24 protein-coding genes and 1 tRNA gene are annotated in these 22602 nt (G+C 61.7%); 12 read left to right on the top strand and 13 right to left on the bottom strand.

Annotation, left to right across the window (positions count from 1 at the left end; all coding sequences use genetic code 11):
- Positions 1–69: 69 nt before the first annotated feature.
- The 6 genes from coxB (at position 70) to NKH43_RS24920 (ending at position 5216) form a co-directional block, all read left to right on the top strand.
- Complete coding sequence (gene coxB / locus NKH43_RS24945; protein ID WP_352860277.1) at positions 70–885, top strand: cytochrome c oxidase subunit II; 816 nt, start codon at positions 70–72, stop codon at positions 883–885.
- Positions 886–976: 91 nt separating this feature from the next.
- Positions 977–2746 (top strand): cytochrome c oxidase subunit I, encoded by a 1770-nt coding sequence (gene ctaD / locus NKH43_RS24940; protein ID WP_023720163.1) that lies wholly within the window; start codon positions 977–979, stop codon positions 2744–2746.
- Positions 2743–3447, top strand: a complete 705-nt coding sequence (locus tag NKH43_RS24935; protein ID WP_352482148.1) for a cytochrome c oxidase subunit 3 — start codon at positions 2743–2745, stop codon at positions 3445–3447. Before ctaD ends, NKH43_RS24935 begins: the two co-directional genes overlap by 4 nt.
- Positions 3448–3460: 13 nt before the next feature.
- A complete protein-coding gene (locus NKH43_RS24930; protein ID WP_352482147.1) occupies positions 3461–4183 on the top strand; it encodes a heme-copper oxidase subunit III family protein in 723 nt (240 codons plus the stop codon).
- Between the two features lie 10 nt (positions 4184–4193).
- Positions 4194–4598, top strand: a complete 405-nt coding sequence (locus NKH43_RS24925) for a cytochrome C oxidase subunit IV family protein (RefSeq protein ID WP_023720165.1) — start codon at positions 4194–4196, stop codon at positions 4596–4598.
- Positions 4599–4742: 144 nt separating this feature from the next.
- Complete coding sequence (locus NKH43_RS24920; RefSeq protein ID WP_023720166.1) at positions 4743–5216, top strand: aminoacyl-tRNA deacylase; 474 nt, start codon at positions 4743–4745, stop codon at positions 5214–5216.
- 57 nt (positions 5217–5273) lie between these two features.
- On the opposite strand, the gene NKH43_RS24915 is transcribed toward NKH43_RS24920, so the two are convergent.
- From NKH43_RS24915 to tig, 5 genes are all read right to left on the bottom strand, one after another.
- Positions 5274–6086 (bottom strand): DUF2189 domain-containing protein, encoded by an 813-nt coding sequence (locus NKH43_RS24915; RefSeq protein ID WP_023720167.1) that lies wholly within the window; start codon positions 6084–6086, stop codon positions 5274–5276.
- A gap of 317 nt (positions 6087–6403) precedes the next feature.
- A complete protein-coding gene (locus tag NKH43_RS24910; protein ID WP_023720168.1) occupies positions 6404–7336 on the bottom strand; it encodes a heme o synthase in 933 nt (310 codons plus the stop codon).
- A gap of 147 nt (positions 7337–7483) precedes the next feature.
- A complete protein-coding gene (locus NKH43_RS24905; protein ID WP_502896297.1) occupies positions 7484–7837 on the bottom strand; it encodes a c-type cytochrome in 354 nt (117 codons plus the stop codon).
- Between the two features lie 212 nt (positions 7838–8049).
- Complete coding sequence (locus NKH43_RS24900; RefSeq protein WP_352482143.1) at positions 8050–8574, bottom strand: hypothetical protein; 525 nt, start codon at positions 8572–8574, stop codon at positions 8050–8052.
- Between the two features lie 160 nt (positions 8575–8734).
- Positions 8735–10210 carry a trigger factor gene (gene tig, locus NKH43_RS24895; RefSeq protein ID WP_023720171.1) on the bottom strand — a complete coding sequence of 492 codons (1476 nt, stop codon included), beginning with the start codon at positions 10208–10210 and terminating at the stop codon, positions 8735–8737.
- 343 nt (positions 10211–10553) lie between these two features.
- Here tig and NKH43_RS24890 point away from each other — a divergent pair.
- Positions 10554–10638, top strand: a tRNA-Leu gene (locus tag NKH43_RS24890).
- Positions 10639–10786: 148 nt separating this feature from the next.
- Here the strand turns inward: NKH43_RS24890 and NKH43_RS24885 are convergent.
- A complete protein-coding gene (locus NKH43_RS24885; protein ID WP_352844236.1) occupies positions 10787–11368 on the bottom strand; it encodes a GDYXXLXY domain-containing protein in 582 nt (193 codons plus the stop codon).
- Positions 11365–12477: a DUF2157 domain-containing protein gene (locus NKH43_RS24880; RefSeq protein ID WP_352860274.1), complete on the bottom strand. Its 1113-nt coding sequence runs from the start codon at positions 12475–12477 to the stop codon at positions 11365–11367. The genes NKH43_RS24885 and NKH43_RS24880 overlap by 4 nt, the downstream gene beginning before the upstream one ends.
- Positions 12478–12698: 221 nt before the next feature.
- On the opposite strand from NKH43_RS24880, the gene NKH43_RS24875 reads away from it, so the two are divergent.
- A complete protein-coding gene (locus NKH43_RS24875) occupies positions 12699–12839 on the top strand; it encodes a DUF1127 domain-containing protein (protein WP_023720174.1) in 141 nt (46 codons plus the stop codon).
- Between the two features lie 48 nt (positions 12840–12887).
- Positions 12888–13028, top strand: coding sequence for a DUF1127 domain-containing protein (locus NKH43_RS24870; RefSeq protein WP_023678914.1), 141 nt, complete (start codon positions 12888–12890; stop codon positions 13026–13028).
- Positions 13029–13364: 336 nt separating this feature from the next.
- Here the strand turns inward: NKH43_RS24870 and NKH43_RS24865 are convergent, their stop codons facing one another.
- Complete coding sequence (locus tag NKH43_RS24865; protein WP_352860272.1) at positions 13365–13826, bottom strand: hypothetical protein; 462 nt, start codon at positions 13824–13826, stop codon at positions 13365–13367.
- 239 nt (positions 13827–14065) lie between these two features.
- Between NKH43_RS24865 and trmFO the strand changes: the two genes are divergently transcribed.
- Positions 14066–15475, top strand: coding sequence for a methylenetetrahydrofolate--tRNA-(uracil(54)-C(5))-methyltransferase (FADH(2)-oxidizing) TrmFO (gene trmFO / locus NKH43_RS24860; RefSeq protein WP_352860270.1), 1410 nt, complete (start codon positions 14066–14068; stop codon positions 15473–15475).
- Between the two features lie 26 nt (positions 15476–15501).
- Here the strand turns inward: trmFO and NKH43_RS24855 are convergent, their stop codons facing one another.
- From NKH43_RS24855 to yajC, 4 genes are read right to left on the bottom strand one after another with little or no spacing between them, the layout of a single operon-like run.
- Positions 15502–16329, bottom strand: a complete 828-nt coding sequence (locus tag NKH43_RS24855; protein ID WP_502906507.1) for a phytoene/squalene synthase family protein — start codon at positions 16327–16329, stop codon at positions 15502–15504.
- A 25-nt stretch (positions 16330–16354) separates the two neighbouring features.
- Complete coding sequence (locus NKH43_RS24850) at positions 16355–16744, bottom strand: Mth938-like domain-containing protein (RefSeq protein WP_023720178.1); 390 nt, start codon at positions 16742–16744, stop codon at positions 16355–16357.
- Between the two features lie 15 nt (positions 16745–16759).
- Positions 16760–19312, bottom strand: coding sequence for a protein translocase subunit SecDF (gene secDF / locus NKH43_RS24845; RefSeq protein WP_352586940.1), 2553 nt, complete (start codon positions 19310–19312; stop codon positions 16760–16762).
- A gap of 51 nt (positions 19313–19363) precedes the next feature.
- Positions 19364–19705, bottom strand: coding sequence for a preprotein translocase subunit YajC (gene yajC / locus NKH43_RS24840; RefSeq protein ID WP_023678921.1), 342 nt, complete (start codon positions 19703–19705; stop codon positions 19364–19366).
- On the opposite strand from yajC, the gene NKH43_RS24835 reads away from it, so the two are divergent.
- Both NKH43_RS24835 and NKH43_RS24830 read left to right on the top strand, forming a co-directional pair.
- The gene (locus NKH43_RS24835; RefSeq protein WP_210164500.1) at positions 19611–19832 is read left to right on the top strand and encodes a hypothetical protein; all 222 of its coding nucleotides are present in this window, start codon (positions 19611–19613) and stop codon (positions 19830–19832) included. The genes yajC and NKH43_RS24835 overlap by 95 nt on opposite strands.
- A gap of 160 nt (positions 19833–19992) precedes the next feature.
- Positions 19993–20868 (top strand): ATP-binding protein, encoded by an 876-nt coding sequence (locus tag NKH43_RS24830; protein ID WP_352814577.1) that lies wholly within the window; start codon positions 19993–19995, stop codon positions 20866–20868.
- 96 nt (positions 20869–20964) lie between these two features.
- Here NKH43_RS24830 and NKH43_RS24825 read toward each other — a convergent pair whose 3' ends face one another.
- Complete coding sequence (locus NKH43_RS24825) at positions 20965–22497, bottom strand: peptidoglycan DD-metalloendopeptidase family protein (RefSeq protein WP_352860267.1); 1533 nt, start codon at positions 22495–22497, stop codon at positions 20965–20967.
- Positions 22498–22602: the final 105 nt, after the last annotated feature.

Here is a 22602-nt window from a genome sequence, read left to right as displayed (position 1 = left end):
AAGTTATGATGCACTTGGTATTTCCCGGGACGGCTTTGCGCCGCTTGGAATACCGGGAGGAACCGGGACATGGCCGTTGCGCTTGTACTCGTTCTGATAGTCGTGGGCTCGGTGTTGTTCCACTTCCTGAGCCCATGGTGGTGGACGCCGATTGCCTCGAACTGGGACTATATCGACAACACCATCATCATAACTTTCTGGATCACCGGCGTCGTCTTCGCCGCCGTGGTTCTTTTCATGGCCTATTGCGTCTTCCGCTTCCGTCATCGGGAAGGCAATCAGGCGGCATATGAACCTGAGAACAGGCGGCTCGAATCCTGGCTGACGGTCGTCACTGCCGTCGGTGTCACGGCTTTGCTGGTTCCCGGCCTGTTCGTCTGGAGCCGCTTCGTCAATGTCCCAAGCGACGCAACCGAGGTCGAAGTCGTCGGCCAGCAATGGCAATGGAGTTTCCGCCTGCCCGGCAAGGACGGCAAGCTCGGCACATCCGACACTCGCGACGTCAACGCTGAAAATCCGCTCGGCGTCATCGCCGCTGATGCCAACGGCCAGGACGACGTCGTGGTCGAAGCGGCCGACCTGCATCTGCCGGTTGGCAAACCGGTCAAGATGCTGCTCCGCTCGATCGATGTGCTGCACGATTTCTATGTGCCGGAATTCCGCGCCAAGATGGACATGATCCCGGGCTCGGTCACCTATTTCTGGTTCACTCCGACCAAGACCGGAACCTTCCAGGTCCTGTGTGCCGAACTTTGCGGCCAAGGGCATCCGATGATGCATGGCGTGGTCATGGTCGATACGCAGGAAGATTATCTGGCGTGGCTCGGCCAGCAGCAGACTTTTGCGCAGCTGTCCGCGCCGCAGCAGATCGGTTCGGCAGACTAGACGCCGGAACGACGGCGCGCCGTCGGCATTGAAAAGATTGCGGCAGGCCCGAACTGTCGGGCATGGCCGAAAAGGGCACGGAGGTGTTCCTATGGTCGATATCACACCTGCAGATGCGGTACCGCCGGCCGAAGTCGCGGAAATGGAACTTTACCATCCGCACAGCTGGTGGACGAAATACGTTTTCTCGCAGGATGCCAAGGTCATCGCCATCCAGTATTCGGCGACGGCGACGGCGATCGGCATGGTGGCGCTGGTGTTGTCCTGGCTGATGCGGCTGCAGCTCGGCTTCCCCGGCACGTTCGACTTCATCACACCGGAAGCCTACTACCAGTTCATCACCATGCACGGCATGATCATGGTGATCTACCTGCTCACCGCACTCTTCCTGGGCGGCTTCGGCAACTATCTGATCCCGCTGATGGTTGGCGCTCGCGACATGGTCTTTCCCTATGTCAACATGCTGAGCTACTGGATCTATCTCCTGGCCGTGCTGGTCCTCGTGTCGAGCTTCTTTGCCCCCGGCGGACCGACAGGTGCCGGCTGGACGCTCTATCCGCCGCAGGCGATCATGACCGGTACGCCAGGCGGCCAGGACTGGGGCATCATCCTGATGCTCGTCTCGCTGATCCTGTTCATCATCGGCTTCACCATGGGCGGCTTGAACTATGTCGTGACGGTGCTACAGGGCCGCACGCGCGGCATGACACTGATGCGCCTTCCGCTCACCGTCTGGGGTATTTTCACCGCCACCGTCATGGCGCTGCTCGCCTTCCCGGCACTGTTCGTCGCCTGCGTGATGATGCTGCTCGACCGGGCGCTCGGCACCAGCTTCTTCATGCCGGCGATCGTCGAGATGGGCGAACAATTGCAGCATGGCGGCGGCAGCCCGATCCTGTTCCAGCATCTGTTCTGGTTCTTCGGCCACCCCGAGGTCTACATCGTGGCGCTTCCGGCCTTCGGCATCGTCTCCGACCTGATCAGCACCCATGCGCGCAAGAACATCTTCGGCTACCGCATGATGGTCTGGGCCATCGTCGGCATTGGCGCACTGAGCTTCGTGGTCTGGGCGCACCACATGTATGTCAGCGGCATGCATCCCTATTTCGGCTTTTTCTTCGCCACCACGACATTGATCATCGCGGTTCCAACAGCCATCAAGGTCTACAACTGGGTGCTGACGCTGTGGCGTGGCGACATCCACCTCACCATACCGATGCTTTTTGCCCTGGCCTTCATCGTCACCTTCGTCAATGGCGGGTTGACTGGGCTATTCCTCGGCAATGTCGTCGTCGACGTTCCGCTGTCGGACACGATGTTCGTCGTCGCCCATTTCCATATGGTCATGGGGGTCGCCCCGATCATCGTAATCTTCGGCGCGATCTATCACTGGTATCCGAAGGTCACCGGTCGGATGCTGAACGAGACGCTGGGCCGGTTCCATTTCTGGGTCACCTTCCTTGGCGCCTATCTGATCTTCTTTCCCATGCACTATCTCGGCTTGATGGGCGTGCCGCGGCGCTACAACGAATTGACCGATATGACGGTGATGACGGAATCGGCCCACCACCTCAACTCGTTTATCAGCATCATGGCTTTTATCGTCGGTTTTGCCCAGATCGTGTTTCTGTTCAATCTCATCTGGAGCATCCGCCATGGCCGTGAGGCTGGTGGCAATCCGTGGCGGGCAACGACGCTCGAGTGGCAGACGGCCGAAACACCGCCGGGCCATGGCAATTTCGGCAAGGATCTGCCGATCGTCTATCGCTGGGCCTATGACTACAGCGTACCGGGCGCCAAGGAGGACTTCATACCGCAAAACGTTCCGGGCTCCTTCGGACCTTCCAGGGAGCCGGCATGAGCGTCATTCTGGTTTTCCTGCTCGTGATCGCCGGCATTGCTGGGTGGTGGCTCTCGCATCAGCGGCTAATGACGAGGCCGTGGCTCGAGCAAGGTTTGGTCGGGGATTTTGTCGCCCTGGACCGATCGGCGCTTCCGACCGCAAAGATCGGTCTCGGCGTCTTCCTTGCCGTCGTCGGCTGCCTGTTCGCGCTGTTCACCAGTGCTTACTTCATGCGCATGGCGCTGTCGGATTGGCAGCCGCTGCCCATCCCGCCTCTGCTCTGGCTTAATACCGGCGTACTGGTCTTGAGCAGCATTGCCATGCAGTGCGCTTCGCTCGCGGCGCGCAAGGGTCAAGTGGACATGGTCAGGCTCGGCCTCGCCACCGCTGGACTCACGGCGCTCGCCTTCCTGGTTGGACAGCTTATGGCATGGCGGGAACTGAGCGCGGATGGCTATTTTCTGGCGTCCAATCCGGCCAACAGCTTCTTCTACCTGCTAACGGGAATGCATGGGCTGCATATACTGGGAGGGCTGGTCGGCCTGGGCAGAACGACCGTCGGTGCCTGGAACGGTGCGCGGCCGCAGCGGCTTCGCCTGAGCGTCGAGCTGTGCGCCATGTACTGGCATTTCCTGCTTTTCGTCTGGCTCGCCATCTTCGCTCTTCTGGCCGGCTGGGCTTCGACTTTAATCGACATTTGCCGAGGGTTGCTGACCTAGGAGGAACGGGCGGATGGCTGAGACGACACTGACCCACATCGGCCGAACGGGGCCGCGGCCCGCAGGCTGGCAAGGCATCGCCGCCGACTGGTCCTCGGATCAGCGGGCGTTCAAAAACGTGTCTTGGGGCAAGGCCATGATGTGGATCTTCCTGCTCAGCGACACGTTCATCTTCGGCTGCTTCCTGCTCTCCTACATGACCGACCGTATCTCCACACGCGTGCCGTGGCCCAATCCGAGCGAGGTCTTTGCCCTGCGCATCGGCGGCTCCGACATTCCATTGATCCTTATCGCCATCATGACCTTCGTCCTGATCTCGAGCAGCGGAACGATGGCCATGGCGGTGAATTTCGGCTACCGCCGCGACCGCCGCAAGACGGCAGTCCTGATGCTTTTGACCGCGGCACTCGGCGCGACCTTCGTCGGCATGCAAGCCTTCGAATGGACCAAGCTGATCACCGAGGGCGTGCGGCCTTGGGGCAATCCGTGGGGCGCTGCACAGTTCGGCGCATCCTTTTTCATGATCACCGGCTTCCACGGCACACATGTGTCGATCGGGGTGATTTTCCTGATCATCGTGGCGCGAAAGGTCTGGCGCGGGGACTACGACGTCGGACGGCCCGGCTTCTTCACCAGCCGGAGGGGCCGCTACGAAAACGTCGAAATCATGGGGCTCTACTGGCATTTCGTCGACCTGGTCTGGGTGTTCATTTTCGCATTTTTCTATCTTTGGTGAGAGGCAGGACATGGCTGAAGCAACCGCAAATGGCCTTGGACAACACACGCTCGACAGCGCCCGTACGCATGATGCGACGGCGACCAGCGTTACCCCTACGGAGGTTCATCAGGAGCACCCGATCAAGCTCTACCTGGTGGTCTGGGCGTGGCTGTTCATCCTCAGCACCTGCTCCTATCTGGTCGACTATTTCGGGCTCCACGGCTATCTCAGATGGTCGCTGATCCTGATCTTCATGATCCTCAAGGCAGGGCTGATCGTCGCCATCTTCATGCACATGGCCTGGGAACGGCTGGCGCTGACATATGCAATCATCCTGCCGCCGGTGCTGGTGCTGGTATTCGTGACGCTGATGGTCTTCGAAGCGGACTACACCCTTCTCACCCGAATGGCGTTTTTCGGGGCCGGGCCCTGACATGCAATCCGGATCCAGGCCGTCCTGTTCTGGAGCCTTCGCCTTGAAACAATCTACGGCTGGACCATTTCTGTTGGTATCGGAAACGACAGGCGATGCCGGCGTTTCCACATGCGTCGCGAACACCAGCAAGGGGCGCCCAAGATGACCATCGCAAACAGACTGAAGGACTTCATCGATAAGAAAGGCATTTCCTACGACACCGTCGAGCATCACCGCACGGCGACAAGCAGACAATCCGCCATTGCGGCACATGTGCCTGGCAGCATAATGGCCAAATCGGTGGTCGTTCACCACGACCGTGGCTACGCGCTGGCCGTGGTTCCAAGCACGCACAGGATAGAACTCGCGACATTGCAGGATGTTATGGACAAGCCTCTTGGACTTGCCTCCGAAGACGAGGTGGTCTCGTTGTTCGGCGATTGCGATGTCGGCGCTGTGCCGCCGATCGGCGCTGCCTATGATGTGCCGGTGGTCCTCGATGAAAGCCTCGGCGACGCTCCCGAAATCTATTTCGAGGGCGGCGACCATAGGACGCTGGTGCATGTGAGCGGCAAGGATTTCCGCGACCTGACAAAAGACGCGCGCCAGGCCCGTTTCAGCCACCCGGCCTATTGAAAGCTCTGCCCCACCCTCCCCGCACCGGCGCTCGGTGCGGAGGACAGGTTTTTCAGCTCACGGTCTGGTAGCCGGCGGCGATTCGACAACTTTCCGATAGACATGCCAGGTGGCATGACCAAGGATCGGCAGCACGACCGCCAACCCGGCGAACACTGGCAGCGAGCCGATGATCAGGGCGACGGCGACAATAAGGCCCCACACCGCCATCACGATCGGGTTGGCCAGGACAACGCGCACCGAGGTGTGGATGGCTTCGTAGGCGCCGACATCGCGGTCGAGCAACAACGGGAATGCGACGACCGTGGTGCACAACACAACCGCGGCGAACACAAAGCCGATGGCGTGACCCAGGATGATGAGTGTCCAGCCGCGTCCCGTGGCGAATATTTCACTGATGAAGCTGGACAGCGATTGCGGCGGCGCCGGGCCGAACACGGTCTGGTAAAATATCTGGGCCGTCAAAAGCCAGGCGATGAATATCGCAAGCAGCATGATGCCGACCGCCGCGATAGCCGGCAGCGCCGGAGAACTTCTGACCTCAAAGGCGTGCCTCCACGATGCGTCGAGCCCAGCTTCCCGTCGCCGGCTGATCTCATAGAGGCCGATCGCCGCGAACGGACCAATTAGCGCAAAGCCGGACACAAGCGGAAACAACAATGGCAGCGTGTTGTTGCCTGATGTCCAGACAGCAAGCACGACCCCCGCAAGCGGGTAGATCAGGCAGAGAAAAACGATGTGCGACGGCTTGACCATGAAATCATCGACGCCACGCCTGAGCGCATCAAAAAGATCGGAGACACCGATTTTTCGAATTCTGGTGTGTTCCAGCGTCTCGCTGGCGCCTGCTATCACGTGAAAGCTTGCCATGACCATTCCTCCAGACCGGGTCCGGTAAGGTCGCGTTTTACGGTGCTGCCGTTCTGCGTGATTGGCCACGCAAACCGCGACCTGCACCATGATCAATATACTCTCATGCGGGGGACTTGTCGCGCTTTGTACGAAGGCCCCCGGGGGTAAGAGGTCCCGGGTAGCCCGACTAGCTCTGGATGCCGTTCTTCGATATGCTCTTCTAGACGAAGGTGAAGGTCATGGATGGAAGGACAGTTCTCATACTCGGCCTTGGCGTCGTTATTCTGCTGTTGCTGGGATTTTGTGCTCTGCCAACGTGATGTTTTGAGCCGGGCTCAATAGCCGGCTGACGCGACCACTCGCATTACAATGGTGTCGGCAAGCAGCGCCGCGAAGATCGCGAAAAGATAGACAATCGAATACGCAAACAGCGCCTTTGCCGGCTTCATCTCCTTGTCGGCGACGAGGACCTTCCAGGCGTGCCAAATGAACCCTGCGCCCAACGCTGCTGAAGCAGTGCCGTAGTATCCGCTCGCGAAGCCGAAGGCCCAAGGAAGCACGCCGATTGGCGCCAAGACCAGCGAATAGGCGAAGATTTGTTTTCTGGTCGAGTGCTGGCCGGCCACATTCGGCATCATCGGGATGCCCGCCGCGGCATAGTCGCCGACCTTGAAAAGGGCCAGCGCCCAGAAATGAGGCGGCGTCCAGAGGAAAATGATCAGAAACAGAATGACACTTTCGATGCCGATTGCGCCGGTTGCAGCCGCCCACCCGATCACTGGAGGAAGGGCGCCTGCCGCGCCGCCTATGACGATATTTTGTGGCGTCGAGCGCTTCAGCCACATTGTGTAGATAACGACATAGAAAAAGATAGTGAACGCCAACAACGATGCGGCAAGCCACCCCACCAGCACGCCGAGCGTCATGACCGACAGTGCGGAAAGCACCAGACCGAAGCCGAGAGCTTCGCCAGGCGTGACGCGGCCTGACGGAATTGGTCGCTTGGACGTGCGAGACATCAAGGCGTCTATGTCTGCGTCGTACCACATATTGAGCGCGCCGGCGGCTCCTGCTCCGACCGCAATTGCGCCGATGGCGATTACGGCGATAACTGGATTCATTACGCCGGGCGCCATCATCAGGCCGACGAACGCAGTAAACACGGCAAGCGCCATGACCCGTGGTTTCAAAAGCGCAAGGAAATCACACGCCGTCGCCTCCGAGAGGCGGATGCCGGTATCCTTGAGACGGCTTTCTTCAGTCGACATTCAGACGACCACCGATGGGAACGGCAGCCTAGCCGGCCAATGTCTTTTTTGCAACAAGCCGCCCTCCCCACCGACACTGCCGGCAGATTGCGGCCGAGGCTATGCCTCGACCTGTTTGCGATACCAAGATCCGGCGGAAGAGCCGCGTTATTTGGAGAATTGCTTCAGATAGGCAATGACATTGACGATGTCCTCGTCTTTCTTGAGGCCGGGAAACGCCATCTTCGTTCCTTTGACCATCGCCTTGGGATCGCGAAGGTAGCTCGTCAGTGTGGCTTCGTCCCATTTGACGCCGGACTTGCCGGCCTCGGTCATCGCCTTGGAATAGCTGAACCCCGGATGCGTGCCGGCCGTTCGGCCGATGACGCCGTTCAACGACGGACCGACCTTGTTCTGATCCTTGTCCGCGACGTGGCAGACCTTGCATTTGGCGAAGACCTTCTCACCCGCCGCGGCATCCTGAGCCCACGAGGGGCCGGCGATGACGGTCGCGACCGACATGATGATAAAAAACACAATGGCACGCATGGCATTTCCTCCCTGATCGCCAATTTGCCCTGGCTGACCTGCACAGGCCGACATCTAGTCCGCTGGCATGCGCTCTTGAATGGCAGAACGGATATCCACTGCCTGGAGTTGCGGCACCTACATACCACGGAACCCGGCCGGCAGGTAGAGTTCGGCCATGCAAAGGTTTCATGCGGACAATCTGCTCAAGGCAATTTGGTGTTGCAGGTGGTGGCGATCCGGCCGACCGCCTCTTCAACTCCGGCGAGGTCAAACTCGGCTTTGCCGCGCCCCGACAGCAGCCCGAACCGCCAGGACAGCAGCAGCCGGTCCGCGGAAATCAGTCGCCTGATGCCGTCGGCACCGTCGCGCACCAGCATCCTGCTGCGCGGGCCGACCGACCAGCTTTCGTTGAGCTTGCCGGATTGGTCGACAGTCACCGACATGGCGATGGTTCGGCTGGCGGAAACAGTATCGCTCAGCTGCAGCCATTCGCTCCAACGCGGTTCGCCGGCGGTCCGGCAGGCAATCGTCAATACCGGGCTGTAGCTCAATGCGCCGCCGCCGGTGATGAGCTTGTTGGTAGCGTAAAGCGAGGCGGTGACCAGACCGTCGCTGGTCTTGTCGAACCGCCAGTTGTCGAGAACCGTGTCAGCCTGGGCGATGCCGTAGACCGACGCAAGCAGGAACGCCGCCGCGACCACGCTTCCGATACCGAAGAACTGTCTCAACGATGCCTCCAACAACCGCTGCGATCCGCAACCCAGCGCAGATAATCATCAAAGCTTCGTATCGCCACCTCGACCGCCAGATGCGTGAAATCCGTTGCGCCTGCGCCACAACGAAAAAGGCCGCCTCGAGAAGGCGGCCTTTTGGAATTCAGCAGGGACGTTATTCAGCGTCCTTGGCGGCCTTTTTCTTCGGCGCAGCCTTCTTCTTGGGCTCTTCAGCGTCGTCGTCGGCCTTCTTGGTGTCGGCTTTTTTCGCAGCCGCCTTCTTCGCCGGCTTGGCCTTGGTCGTCTCCGTATCCTCGTCGTCGGCCAGCAGCTCTTCCTTGCTGACCTTGACGTCGGTGACCGAGATCTGGCCAAGCAGATGGTCGACCACCTTCTCTTCGAACATCGGCGCGCGCAACGTATTCAGCGCTTCGGGATTGTTGCGATAGAATTCGAAGGCCTCCTGCTGCTGGTTGGCCGGATAGCGACGCACCTGCTCGAACAGGCCGCGCTGCAATTCCTCGTCCGTCACCGTGACGCCCGCCTTCTCGCCGATTTCGGCGAGAACCAGGCCGAGACGCACGCGGCGCTCGGCAAGCCGCATATATTCGGCACGCGCTTCCTCTTCCGTCGTCTCTTCGTCGGCAAAGGTGCGCCCGGCGGCTTCGAGATCGCGGTTGACCTGGTTCCAGATGTTGTTGAACTCGGCCTCGACGAGCTTGGACGGCGCCTCGAACGAGTAGGCGGCGTCGAGCTGGTCGAGCAACTGGCGCTTGACCTTCTGGCGCGTCATCGAGCCGAACTGATTTTCGATCTGACCGCGCACCACCTCGCGCAGGCGCTCCAGCGACTCCAGGCCGAGGTTTTTGGCCATCTCGTCGTTGATCTCAAGTTCGCCGGGCTTCGACACGTCCTTGACGGTCACGTCGAAAGTGGCTTCCTTGCCGGCCAGATGCGCCGCCTGGTAGTTTTCCGGGAAGGTAACCGTGACCTGCTTCTCGTCGCCGGCCTTGCTGCCGACCAGCTGGTCCTCGAAGCCAGGGATGAATTCCTTCGAGCCGAGCACCAGCGGCTGATCGGTGCCGGCGCCGCCGCCGAAGGCTTCGCCGTCGATCTTGCCGACATAATCGAGGGTCACGCGGTCGCCCTCGGCGGCCTTGCCGGTCTTCGGCTCGTAAGTGCGCGCCGACTCGGCGACACGCTTGACCTGCTCGTCGATCTCCTCATCAGGCACTTCGAATACCTGACGCGTCACCTTGATGTCGGAGAAATCCTTGATCTCGATCGGCGGAATGACCTCGTAGTTCAGGCGGAACTCGAAATCTGCGCCACCAGCCAGGATCTTCTCGGCTTCCTTCTCGTCCTCGGTCATGATCACTTCGGGCTGCATGGCAGCCTTTTCGCCGCGCCCGGTGATGATCGAACGGGTCGAGTCGTTGAGGATCTCGTTGACCACTTCGGCCATGAACGATTTGCCGTAGACTTTGCGCAGATGCTGCACCGGCACCTTGCCGGGGCGAAAGCCGTTGATGCGGACCTTGTTCCTGGCATCGGAGAGCCGCGCCATCAGCTTGGCTTCCATGTCACCGGCCGGCACGGTGATCTTGATCTCGCGCTTGAGACCTGAGTTGAGCGTTTCGGTGACCTGCATCATAAAACCTTTGTTTCCACCAATGAGGCCGCCAAACGGCCCCTGCCGTTCACAGCCTGCCGGTATGATCTTGCCGGGAATGGCTTTTGGTGCGGGACTTGGCGATTTGTCCGCCCAACGCGGCACAAATCCTCCAGAAATACGCTCCAAAATGTGAATAAGTCTTTGTTTTTCCTACTTCTTATCACATTCTGCAGAAGCGGATCGTCGCGTCCCGTCACATTCGACCCGCCTTTTGTCACAGGCGACGCTGATTTTCAACCATCTTTGCATTCCGGCCAATGATGCCGATGTGGGCTCTGACATTGACAGAATGATGGCTACATGGGATTGGCCGGGCAATGCGGATGTGGCGGAATTGGTAGACGCCCTGGATTTAGGTTCCAGTGCCGAAAGGCGTGGGGGTTCGAGTCCCTTCATCCGCACCACCCTTCGCTCTTCGAGCTTCGGGTGGCAGGCTGCTCGAAGCTCGTTAGACGAAGGAGTGCCCTCCGAAGCCTTGGCGGAGGAGGACAGGCGCCACTATGGCGCACCATTTCGATCCCCCGAGCGCCGACACCTAGATTCTTCCGCGCTTCAATAGAGCGGCTCCTCGAACAGCGTCTTGTCGCCGTCCACCAGCGCCTTGATCTGCGCCGTGCCGTTGGCCGCGATCGCGACGCGGATGCCGAACGGCCGCACCCGCATGTCGTTCTGGATCGCCATCCCCTCGCCTTCGGGCAAATAGAAGCGCTCGATGCCGTAATCCGGCGCGATCGTCGTGGCTGCGCTGAGATCCGAGCCCTCGGAGACGTGTCCGACGATATCGGCTTCACCGGACGCTGCCGGCACCGGCGCTTGCCCGAACCAAGCCGCGGTCGGACCCCAATAGCCGTCGGCGCCCGGCTTCAGCCTGACCACGATCGGCGTGTCGTCACTCGCCAGCTTGCCGGCTGGAATGTTGCCGATCAGCTTCACCGGTATGCGCGAAATCTCGTAGCCAAGCGAAATATAGTCACCGCGCAGGAGATCGCGCGGATCGATCGGCTCAACCCTGAGCAGTACCTGCTTGCCGTCGCGCAGGATCGCCGCGCGTCCGGCGATGATCCAGCTCAGGAAGCCGATCTGGACAAGCGCCAGGACCAGCGCCGAGATGATCAGTCTTTTGCCGGTCATCATGCTGCCGCTCCTGTCATGTCCGGGGCGTTCATGCGCTTTTCTATGCGGATGATAATGAAAGCAAGAACGGCGAGAGCCACCGCCGCCGCAAGAAAGAAGCCTGCCGTGTCGAGCATTGATTGCAGCATCACCACATAGATGATGGCGAGTTCGAAGGCGAAGCCCGCATAGGCAACCCAGCGCAGTCCCCGGCTCTCCCGGCCGCCCAGCACGATCGCCGCGACGATGCCGGCCAGCGCAACAGCCGAGGCAATGGCGAAGCCGCTGCTGTAGCTGCTTTCATCCGCCAGTTCGAACTGGATCATCGCCAGGCCGGTGAGAAAGCCGATCAGCGCGTGCATGGGCAGCCTGCCACCCAGTTGCAAGATCCTGTCGACCGGCCCGGCAGCAAAGATCGCGGCGATAAAAAGCAGCACCGACGCGACAACGAGCGGAATGGCGACTGGCAGCGTGTCGTACCGCGTCACCAGGAGCACGAGATAGAACAGCACCGACAGGATGATCAGGTGGCGCGCCGCCTGGCTGCGCGTCCAGAACGAAACGGCAAACAGCACCAGCGCCATGACGACGAAGAGATGCGGGAATTCCGCGCGATACTCGAAGCCTTTCAGGAACAACCAGGCATCGGCGATGCCGACGGCAGCGACGGTCAGCGGGTTCGAGCGCAGTGCCACCGCCGCCAGCGCCGTGCCGGCGCCCCAGGTGACCACGGCGGAGGCCTCGTCGCCAGACAAATGGTACATCTGGCCGATCAGCGCGATCGATCCGCCGAACGCTGCTGCCGCGACGATCCACAGCGCTTCGCCGATCGCCGCATGGTCACGCATTTTCAGCACCGCGCCGCCGACATAGCCGGCAAGGATAACGGCAAAGAGTGCTGCGACCCGTACCAGCCGCGGGATGACTTCCCAGTTGGCGGCGATGAAGATCAGGATGGCCGCGCCGAACAACAGTGCCGCCATCATCGCCAGGATCGAGCCGAAGCTCAGCGATTTGCGTTCGTTGGCCTCGACGTCGCGCGTCAGCACGTCGGCTGTCGGCGCGTCGATCAGGCCGGCCTGCTGCCATCGTGCGATATCCAACCTGACCCGTGACGAATAGCCCGCCATGCCCCTCCCCCTTTGTTTAGCCCTTTTAGCTCGTCCGCCCAAGCGTTTGACCTAACGGCATTTTCCGATCTGGGCAGAAAACTGGACGCGCGTTAATGCTGCAATGCACAATTTGCATTGCTGCCATGCACCAATAGCGCTTTTAAATCGATATGACCCCTCTTATCTTCACGGTGCACACAAGACGGAATGATCCGAAAGAAAGACGAAACGAGAATACCATGAACCTGATCCGCAACTATCGCAACTGGCGCCGCTACCGGGACACCGTTTCTGAGCTGAGCCGCCTGAGCACCCGTGAACTGACCGACCTCGGCATCAGCCGCGGCGACATCCACTACGTCGCCCGCAAGGCGGTCTAATCCTTTCGGACCGCAAATGGTCCGAACCAGTTTTGAAAGAGAACGACAATGAACCTGATCCGCAACTATCGTAACTGGCGCGTCTACCGCGAGACAGTTACCGAGCTGGGTCGCCTGTCAAACCGTCAGCTCAATGATCTCGGCATCGTCCGCGACGAGATCAAGATGGTCGCTCGCAGGGCGATCTAACCAGCAGAATTTCGCCAGGGTCGACCTCCTCCCCGACCCTGACGGATACGGTCGGCCTTCACCTCCTCCCGAGGGTTGACCACAAAAACGGCGCCCGCCGGACCTCCTCCCCCGGCGGGCGTTGTTTCTAAGAAGGGTTTCGCGCCCTTTCAAATGGCGAAAGGAATTTCGTCAAAGCCGACCTCCTCCCCGGCGATGACGAATACGGTCGATCTTCACCTCCTCCCGAGGATCGGCCAACAAAACGACACCCGCCGGACCTCCTCCCCCGGCGGGTGTTGTTGTTTTCAGGCGCGAAACGCCCCGGGGAGCCGTTTTGGCGGGACGTCCCCGTCGTCAGTCCAGCGCGCCGCTCTTCAGCACGCCTCGCTTCTTCCACTGGCTCAGCGGAAAAATATCCGGCGCGCCGCCCATCGGCGCATACCAGGAATCCACCACCCATTCTGTACCGCCGCGGTCGCTGATCACCGCCGTCCAATGCGGATAGCGCCCGTCGACAAACAGGCCTCGCGACGCCTTGTCCTCGACCTTATGAAACCTGAGCAGTTTTCGCTCGGCAAGATAGACCAGCAACGCATGCGTATTGGTCGATTCGTCGACACAATCCATCTGGCCCCTGACGCGCGATGCACCGAATTTCGACTGCGGCTGGTCGCGGACGCCGATGGCCTGGAAAATGCGTTGTTCGAAATAGCGGACGGCCTTCGAAATAGCGGAACGCTCGGCCTGGGGCGAACCCGCGCCAGCACGCAGGATAGAGCGGAAACGCTCACCGTCACTGGGGCCAAGCGCCAGCATGGTGCGATAGTTGCAACCGTAACCATGACATATGGGGATCCGCTTGGAAGCCGTCGCGGCCGGTCCGCCCGCCGCTGCTGATCCGCCCACGGCGAACACGACTGTCAGAAAAGTCGCTCTGGCAAAGACCCCGAGACTCCCACCCATTCGCGATAGTAGACGATTGCAGCGCCTGGCGGCAACAGCGCGGCTGATTCGTGTAATTGCAATCGCCGCGCCAAGGGATTATTCCGGCGCTCATGAACACAAATCCCATTCACGTCATCGGTGGCGGTCTCGCCGGCTCCGAAGCTGCTTGGCAGGCGGCCGAAGCCGGCATTCCGGTTATCCTGCATGAAATGCGTCCCGTCCGCCGCACCGATGCGCACAAGACCGACGGGCTGGCCGAGCTCGTCTGTTCCAATTCCTTCCGCTCCGACGATGCGCAAGCCAATGCCGTCGGCCTGCTGCATGCCGAAATGCGGCTCGCCGGTTCGCTGATCATGAGCGCCGGCGACGCGCACCAGGTGCCGGCCGGCGGTGCGCTGGCCGTCGACCGCGACGGATTTTCCGAAGCGGTCACCAGAAAGCTCGAAGCGCACCCACTCATCACCATCCGGCGCGAGGAAGTGCCTGGCCTGCCGCCGGCGGACTGGGACCAGGCGATCGTCGCCACCGGCCCGCTGACCGCCCCTTCGCTCGCCCAGTCGATCGCGGAAGCAACCGGCGCCGACGCGCTCGCCTTCTTCGACGCCATCGCGCCGATCGTCCATTTCGACACGATCGACATGGATATCTGCTGGTTCCAGTCGCGCTACGACAAGGTCGGCCCCGGCGGCACCGGCAAGGATTACATCAACTGCCCGATGGACAAGGAGCAGTACCTTGCCTTCGTGCAGGCGCTGGTCGACGGCCAGAAAACCGAATTCAAGCAATGGGAAGGCACGCCCTATTTCGACGGCTGCCTGCCGATCGAGGTGATGGCCGAGCGTGGCATCGAGACATTGCGTTACGGGCCGATGAAGCCGATGGGGCTGACCAATGCACACAATCCGTCTGTAAAGGCCTATGCCGTCGTCCAGCTTCGCCAGGACAACGCACTGGGCACGCTCTACAACATGGTCGGCTTCCAGACCAAGCTGAAGCACGCCGAGCAGGTGCGCATTTTCCGCACCATTCCCGGGCTGGAAAACGCCGAGTTCGCCCGCCTCGGCGGCCTGCACCGCAACACCTACATCAATTCGCCGACGCTGCTCGACGCTTCGCTGCAGTTGAAGTCGCGGCCCGGCTTGCGTTTTGCCGGCCAGATCACCGGCTGTGAGGGCTATGTCGAGAGTGCCGCCATCGGCCTGCTCGCCGGGCGTTTCGCCGCCGCCGAAAGGCTTGGCCATGCGCCGTCGCTGCCGCCGTTGACCACCGCTTTCGGCGCGCTGCTCAACCACATCACCGGCGGCCATATTGTCTCCGACGACGAGCCGGGAAAGCGCTCTTTCCAGCCGATGAACGTCAATTTCGGCCTGTTCCCGCCCGTGGACGCGCCAAAGATCGAAGGCAAGCGACTGCGCGGCAAGGACAAGACGGTCGCCAAGCGGCACGCGGTGACATCGCGCGCGCTCGCCGACTGCCGCGAATGGCTCGGGCTGCCGGCGCAGGCGGAAGCTGCGGAATGACGGTCGGGTTGGCTACGCGGCAGCCTTTATGCGACCGGCCAGCCCCGCGTTGCGCGCCGGAACAAGAGCCAATGCCGGTGCAAGGCCGAAAGCCGCACCGCGCCATCAAGCGGTGAATGGCGGGAGCCGTCCATCTTGCCGAGATAGGCGCCCGTCAGCGCCAGCGGCAGAAACGCCGGACGCAGTGAAATCGGCAGGGCGGACGCCCCCTGCTCGAAAGCTGAGAGATGCTCGCGTGCCAGCGCGATCATCGCGGGAACGGCGCGTTCCGCGCCCGGCCCGCCGTCACCTGTAGCGAACTCTTGCGGCGACGATCCCGCCGCAGCCAGAATGTCGGCCGGAACGAAGCACTGTCCCCGCTTACGATGCAGCGGCAGCAGAAGCAGGAGACCGGTCATCGCCTGCGCACAACCTGCCCTGCCGGCAAGTTCGGCAAAGCGCGGTGCTTCGACCGGATCGAGCACCATCGCCGCAAGCTGGATGAGCGCGGCGGCAGTCTCGCCGCAATAGCCTTCGAGATCGGTGCGCGACGGCATCGGGTCGTCATAGAGATCGAAGACGCGCGCTTCGAGCATATTGTCGAAAGCGGCCTTGGGCAGGCGGTGAGCGGAAATAGTCGCCCTCAGCGCGTCGGCCACGGGATGGCCGACCTTAGCGCGATCCTCTTCGGCGGCGATGACGTCTCGCCACCATTGCAGCCGGACTTCACCCGGCAGCGCTTCGCGGATGCGATCGCGTATGCCGGCAATTTCGGCGTTGAAGGCATAGAGCGAAAACACCGCGTCCCGCTTGTCTTCGGGCGCGTAGAGCGCGGCGAGATAGCGGTCATGATCGGCGGCGCGCACCGTCTCCATGACGGCTTTGGTGTTTTCGGCCACGTCAGTCGACGGCGATGAGTGCTGCGGCCACGGCGCGGTCTTCAGCCAGCAGCACGTTATAGGTCCGCACTGCCGCCCCGGTCGACATCGGATCGGCGGAAATGCCGGCATCCTTCAGCGCAGCACGCAACGCCGCCGGCAATGGCCTCAGATCCTTGCCGCTGCCGACCAGCAGGATCTCGACCTTGTCGGCCTCGTTGAACAGCTTGGTGAAATCCGCTGCCGTCAGCGCCAGCGGATCGGCCGGCTCCCAGCCATAGATGCCAGAAGGCAGGCACAGCAGCGAGCCGCGGTGCGACATGTCGGCAAAGCGGAAACCGCCATTGCCGTAAGCCTCGATCGGTGCGCGGCCGGGGAAATGCGCCTCGCGGATGACGATGCCCTTGGCCACTTTTGCGGCAAGCCGTCAGGTGGCTATGGCTTTGCCGCCGCCCACCGGCTTTTCCTCATCGGATGCTGTGGCCTGCGGCCGCAGCTTGAACAGGATAAGCAGTGGCGCGGCGATAAAGATCGACGAATAGGTGCCGAACACGACGCCGAACAGCATCGCCATGGTGAACGAGCGGATCACCTCGCCGCCGAACAGCACTAGCGCCAGCAGCGCCAGGATCGTCGTCACCGAGGTCAGCGTCGTCCTCGACAGCGTCTCGTTGATGGCGTTGTTCAGCAATTGCGGCAGCGGCATTCGCTTGTATTTTCGCAGATCCTCGCGAACACGGTCATAGACGACGATCGTATCGTTGAGCGAATAACCGATGATGGTGAGGATCGCCGCCAGCGACGACTGGTTGAATTCCAGGCCGGTAATGACGAAGAAGCCGATCGTCATGACCACGTCATGCACGGTCGCAACGATGGCGCCGACCGCGAACTGCCATTCGAAGCGGAACCAGACATAGATCAGGATGCCGAGCAGCGCGACAAGCATGGCGATGGTGCCTTGCTTGGCAAGCTCGCCCGAGACCGTCGGCCCCACCACTTCGACGCGGCGGAAATCGTACTGGTCTTGCAGTTCGCCGCGCACCTTGTCGATGACGGTCTGCTCGGCATTCTCGCCGCCCTCCTGCGTACCGACGCGGATCAGCACGTCGTTCGGCTCGCCGAACTGCTGAACCTGCACCTCACCGATATTGAGTTCCGTCAGCCTGCCGCGGATGTCGGCCAGATCGGCATTGCCGGTCTTGGACTGCACCTCGATCAGCGAGCCGCCCTTGAAATCGATGCCGTAATTGATGTCGATGGTCATGAACCCGACGACCGACAGGACTGAAAGCACGCTGGACAGCGTGAACGTCCAGCGGCGGATGCCCATAAACGGAATTTTCGTTCCGGGCGGAACGAAAGTCACAGGCGCCCGCGGCAACTCCTTCGGACGGGCCCGGCGAAGCCAGATCGACACCAGCAGGCGGGTGAAGGTGAAGGCGGTGAAGACCGTGGTCAGGATGCCGATGGCATAGGTGACGGCAAAGCCCTTCACCGGCCCGGTGCCGAGATAGAACAGCACCACGGTCGCGATCAGCGAGGTGACGTTGGAATCGACGATTGTGGCCAGCGCCTTGCTGAAACCGGTATCGATCGCCTGGATGACCGAGCGGCCGGCACGTCGCTCCTCGCGGATGCGTTCATAGATCAGCACGTTGGAATCGACCGCCATGCCGATGGTCAGCACGATACCGGCGATACCGGGCAAGGTCAGCGTCGCTCCAAGCAGCGACAGCAGCCCGACGATCATCGCCACATGCACCGCCAGCGCGATGTTGGCGAGGAAGCCGAAGAAGCCGTAGGCGACGAACATGAACGCCACAACCAGGATCGAACCGATGATGCCGGCGACTTTGCCGGCATGAATGGAATCCTGTCCGAGGCCAGGGCCCACCGTGCGCTCCTCGATCACCGTCAGCGTCGCCGGCAAGGCGCCGGCGCGCAGCAGCACGGCGAGGTCGTTGGCGCTCTCAGCGGTGAAATTCCCCGATATCTGGCCGGTGCCGCCGGGGATCGGTTCGCGGATCTGCGGTGCCGAAATCACCTGATTGTCGAGGATGATGGCAAACAACTTGCCGACGTTCTGTGATGTCGCCTGGCCGAACCGCTGCGCCCCTTTCGAATCGAAGCGAAACGAAACAACCGGCTCGTTGTTCTGGGAGTTGAACGTCGCCTGGGCATCGACGAGGTTTTCACCCGAAACGATGACGCGGTTCTCGATCAGATACGGAACCGGCGGGTCGTCCTGCGAATACAGCACCGACGATCCCGGCGGCGGACGGCCGTTCAGCGCGTCCTGCACCGGCATCGATTGGTCGACCATCTGGAAGGTCAGCTTGGCGGTCTGGCCAAGAATTTCCTTCAGCCGTTGCGGGTCTTGGAGACCCGGCACCTGCACCAGGATGCGGTCGTCACCTTGCCGCTGCACGATCGGCTCGGTCGTGCCGAGTTCATTGACGCGGCGGCCGACGACCTCGATCGACTGCGTCAGCGCTGCCGAAGTACGATATTTGATGCCCGCATCGGTGACGGTGAACTTGAGCAGGCCGGGCTCGGAATCATCCAGCGTCATCTCCTGGATCGAGCCGCCGCTGAACAAGCCGGCCGCCACCGGATCGGTCAACGTCTTCAACGCCTTCTTGGCAGCCTCGATCTGTGCGGGATCGGTGATGCGGACCTGCACCGTGCGGCCCGTTCCGGCAAGGCCGGTATAGCCGATCTTGGCATCGCGCAGCAGCGTCCTGATTTCGTCGCGCGTCGTCTCCAGCCGATCTTTGATCAGATCGTTCGGATCCATCCTGAGCAGGATATGCGAGCCGCCCTGCAGGTCGAGGCCAAGCGTCATCTGCCGCTTCGGCACCCAGTCGGGCAGCTTGGCCAGCGTGCTGGCGGAAAAAAGGTTGGGCGCAGCGAGGACCACTGTGGCGGCCACGGCCAGCCAGATCAGGATCATCTTGAAGCGCGAAAAATAAAGCATATGGCGTCGTCCGTCAGGGCGTACTGGCGGATCGTTCCGCCGACAATTCGGTTATTTCTTGGCGTTCTGGTTCGCCACCGGCTCGCCCTTGACGCGCACGTCGGCAAGCGTCGAGCGCAGCGCCGTCACCTTGGTGCCGCCGCCAAGGTCGATCTCGAGCTCGTTGTCGTCGATCACCTTGGTAACCTTGCCGACCAAGCCGCCGCCGGTGACAACGGTGTCGCCGCGGCGAACCGCCGCCAGCATCTCGCCGCGCTTCTTCAGCTGCGTGCGCTGCGGCCGGATGATCAGAAAATACATGATCACGAAAATCAGAGCAAACGGCACGATCTGGATAAACATTGCGGACGAGTCCCCGCCGATGCCTTGGGCGTATGCCGGTGTCACGAACATCGAGGTACTCCTGAACTTTGAAAAACAGCCGCAAGGCGGCCCCGCCAAATTTGGCCGGAATATAGTCGGTAACGTTGCCAATGCAACTGCGCTGCCGGGCAAATCGGCTGCTTTTCCGGCCTGGTGAGCCGTGTTAGAGGGTGATCACGAAAAGCGATGCTCGGTTTTCGCAAAAGATCATGCCCGAACAAATGCTTGGGACGAGTTTCGAAACCGCTGAAATCAGGTAGGTTGCCCTACCGCACCGTCCTGAACGCGAAACAAAACGCGAAACAAAAAGACAAGAGATGACCGACAGCCCTATCGATATCCTGCACCAGAAGCTCGACCGCCTGATCGAAGCGGTCGCCCGCCTCGCCCCGCCGCCGGTGCCTCAAACCGACCTCCGCGAGGCCGATTGCTTCGTCTGGCAGGCCGATCCCGGCTATCTGGAACCGGTGCGCAAGGTCAACCGCGTCGATATCGGCCTGATCCGCGGCGTCGACCGCGTCCGCGACATATTGGTCGACAACACCGAGCGCTTCGCCTCCGGCTACGCTGCCAACAACGTGCTGTTATGGGGCGCGCGCGGCATGGGCAAATCGTCGCTGGTCAAGGCGGTACACGCCTCGGTCAACGCTTCGGCGAAGCCCGACGTGCCGCTCAAGCTTATCGAGATCCACCGCGAAGACATCGACACGCTGCCGAAGCTGATGGGCCTGCTGAAGGCAGCGCCGTTTCGCTTCATCTTGTTTTGCGACGACCTGTCATTCGACCATGACGACACATCCTACAAATCGCTGAAGGCAGCACTTGAAGGCGGCGTCGAAGGCCGCCCGGCCAACGTCATCTTCTATGCCACCTCGAACCGGCGGCATCTGTTGCCGCGCGACATGATCGACAATGAGCGCTCGACCGCGATCAACCCGTCGGAAGCGGTCGAGGAGAAGATTTCGCTGTCGGACCGCTTCGGCCTGTGGCTTGGCTTCCACAAATGTTCGCAGGACGAATATCTCGACATGATCGATGGCTATGTCCGCCATCATGATCTGGCCATCGATCCCGAGACGCTGCGCGCCGAGGCGCTGGAATGGGCGACGACCCGCGGCAGCCGTTCGGGCCGCGTCGCCTGGCAGTTCACCCAGGATCTGGCAGGCCGGCTCGGAAAATCGCTCAAGGACTAGCCGCTCAAGGACTGGCAACAGAAGAAGCCCGCACCTTGCGGAGCGGACTTCCTCGGCGGGCTGAAGGTCAGGCGGCCCGCAAAATCGGATTTTTCTCTATTCGAGATAACCCGACGGATCGACCGGCGCCGAGTTCTTGCGCACTTCGAAATGCAGTTTCGGCGAGTCGGTGGTGCCGCTCATGCCGGATAGTGCGATTTCCTGGCCGCGCTTGACCTTCTGGCCGCGCTGCACCTCGATCGAGCTGGCGTGGCCGTAGACGGTGACCAGACCGTTTTCGTGCCGCACCAGCACCGTGTTGCCGAATTCTTTGAGGCCGTCGCCGGCATAGATGACGACGCCGTTTTCGGCTGCCTTGACCGGCGTCCCCTCAGGGACGGCGATGTCGACGCCGTCCTTGCCGCCGCCGAAGCTGGAAATCACGCGGCCGCGCACCGGCCAGCGCATCTTGCCGATGCCGGTTGCATCCGGCGCCACCGCATCGTCGTCCTCGGCCTGCTGGATGACTTTCGCGTCCTTCTTCGGCGGCGTGTAGGAGGCGAGCGTCTGCGTCGGCGTGCCCTTGGCCGGCGGCTGGGTGGTGGCCGTCGTCACCGGATCGACCTTTGCCGGCTTCGCACTGGCGACGACAGCGGTTCCGCCTGCCGGCACTTTCAGGGTCTGGCCAATCTTGAGCAGTCCATCCTGCATGCCGTTCGCCTGCTTCAGCGCAACGACGCCGACGCCGGTCTTCCTGGCGATGGCGGACAGCGTATCGCCTTGCTGAACCGTGTAGGTGCCGCCGGCTCCGGCCGGCTTGGCCGTCGCCGAAGCAGTTTTTGGCGCGGCCTTTCCATCCTTCGGCTGGCTTGCGGCAGCCGAGGCATCCACCTGCGCGGCGGACTTGCCTTCCCTGACCTTCGGCTGCTGCGGCAGCACGGCCACCGTCTCTGGCGCATCGGCCGGCTGGTCGTGCCTGGTGCCGTTCGCGGGCTTGGCATCGGCGACTTTCGGCGCGGCGCCGTTGCTCGAATACGCATAGGCCGGGATGACGAGCTTCTGGCCGGTCTTCAGCCCTTTGGTCGCGCTCAGCCCGTTGACTTTCATGATGGCGTCGGCCGGCACGCCGTAGCGCCGCGACAGGCCGGAAATGGTCTCACCGTCCTTGACGACGATCTCGGTTGCATGCGGTGCGCCGGCGGCCGTCGCCACGCGCGGCGCGTCGGGCTCGGCGTTCTTGAACGGCCTTGCCGCAGGAGCGACGGTGCCGGTTGCCGTCCTGTCGACACGAGGAGCGGCAGGCGCCAGGGCCGGCGCGGCAGCGGTACGCACCGGGCGAGCGGCGGGTGCCAGGGCGGGAGCCGGCGGCGGCAATTGCTGCGCCGTAACGGGTTCGAGGCTTGAGCGGCTGACCGACTGGGTGTGGCTGCCGTCGATCGGCGCGGCCGCAACATCGCCCGGATAGGGCTGGGCAGCATCCTGCTTGTCGATGATGGCGCGCTGGTTGTTGGTCGAGGCGGTGAACACGTCGTCGACGCTGTTGAACCGCGCCACCTGGGAACTACACCCCGTCGCAGCCCCTGCGATCATGAGGACGGCGCAGCCACGCGCCAGATTGCGTCCGTTTGCCTTCAAAACACTGAATTGCATCGCACTAACCCGCACAGACCCGGTACAACTGAACCTGATTAAAGCGCGTTAATGTTACCGGTCGGTTAAACCTGTAGAATCAGACGCAAATTTTCTTAAAAATGT

Source organism: Mesorhizobium sp. M1163, from assembly GCF_040318415.1.
GTDB lineage: Bacteria > Pseudomonadota > Alphaproteobacteria > Rhizobiales > Rhizobiaceae > Mesorhizobium.
Note: the sequence above shows the minus strand (reverse complement) of the source record. Positions and strands in the feature narration are given on the sequence as shown.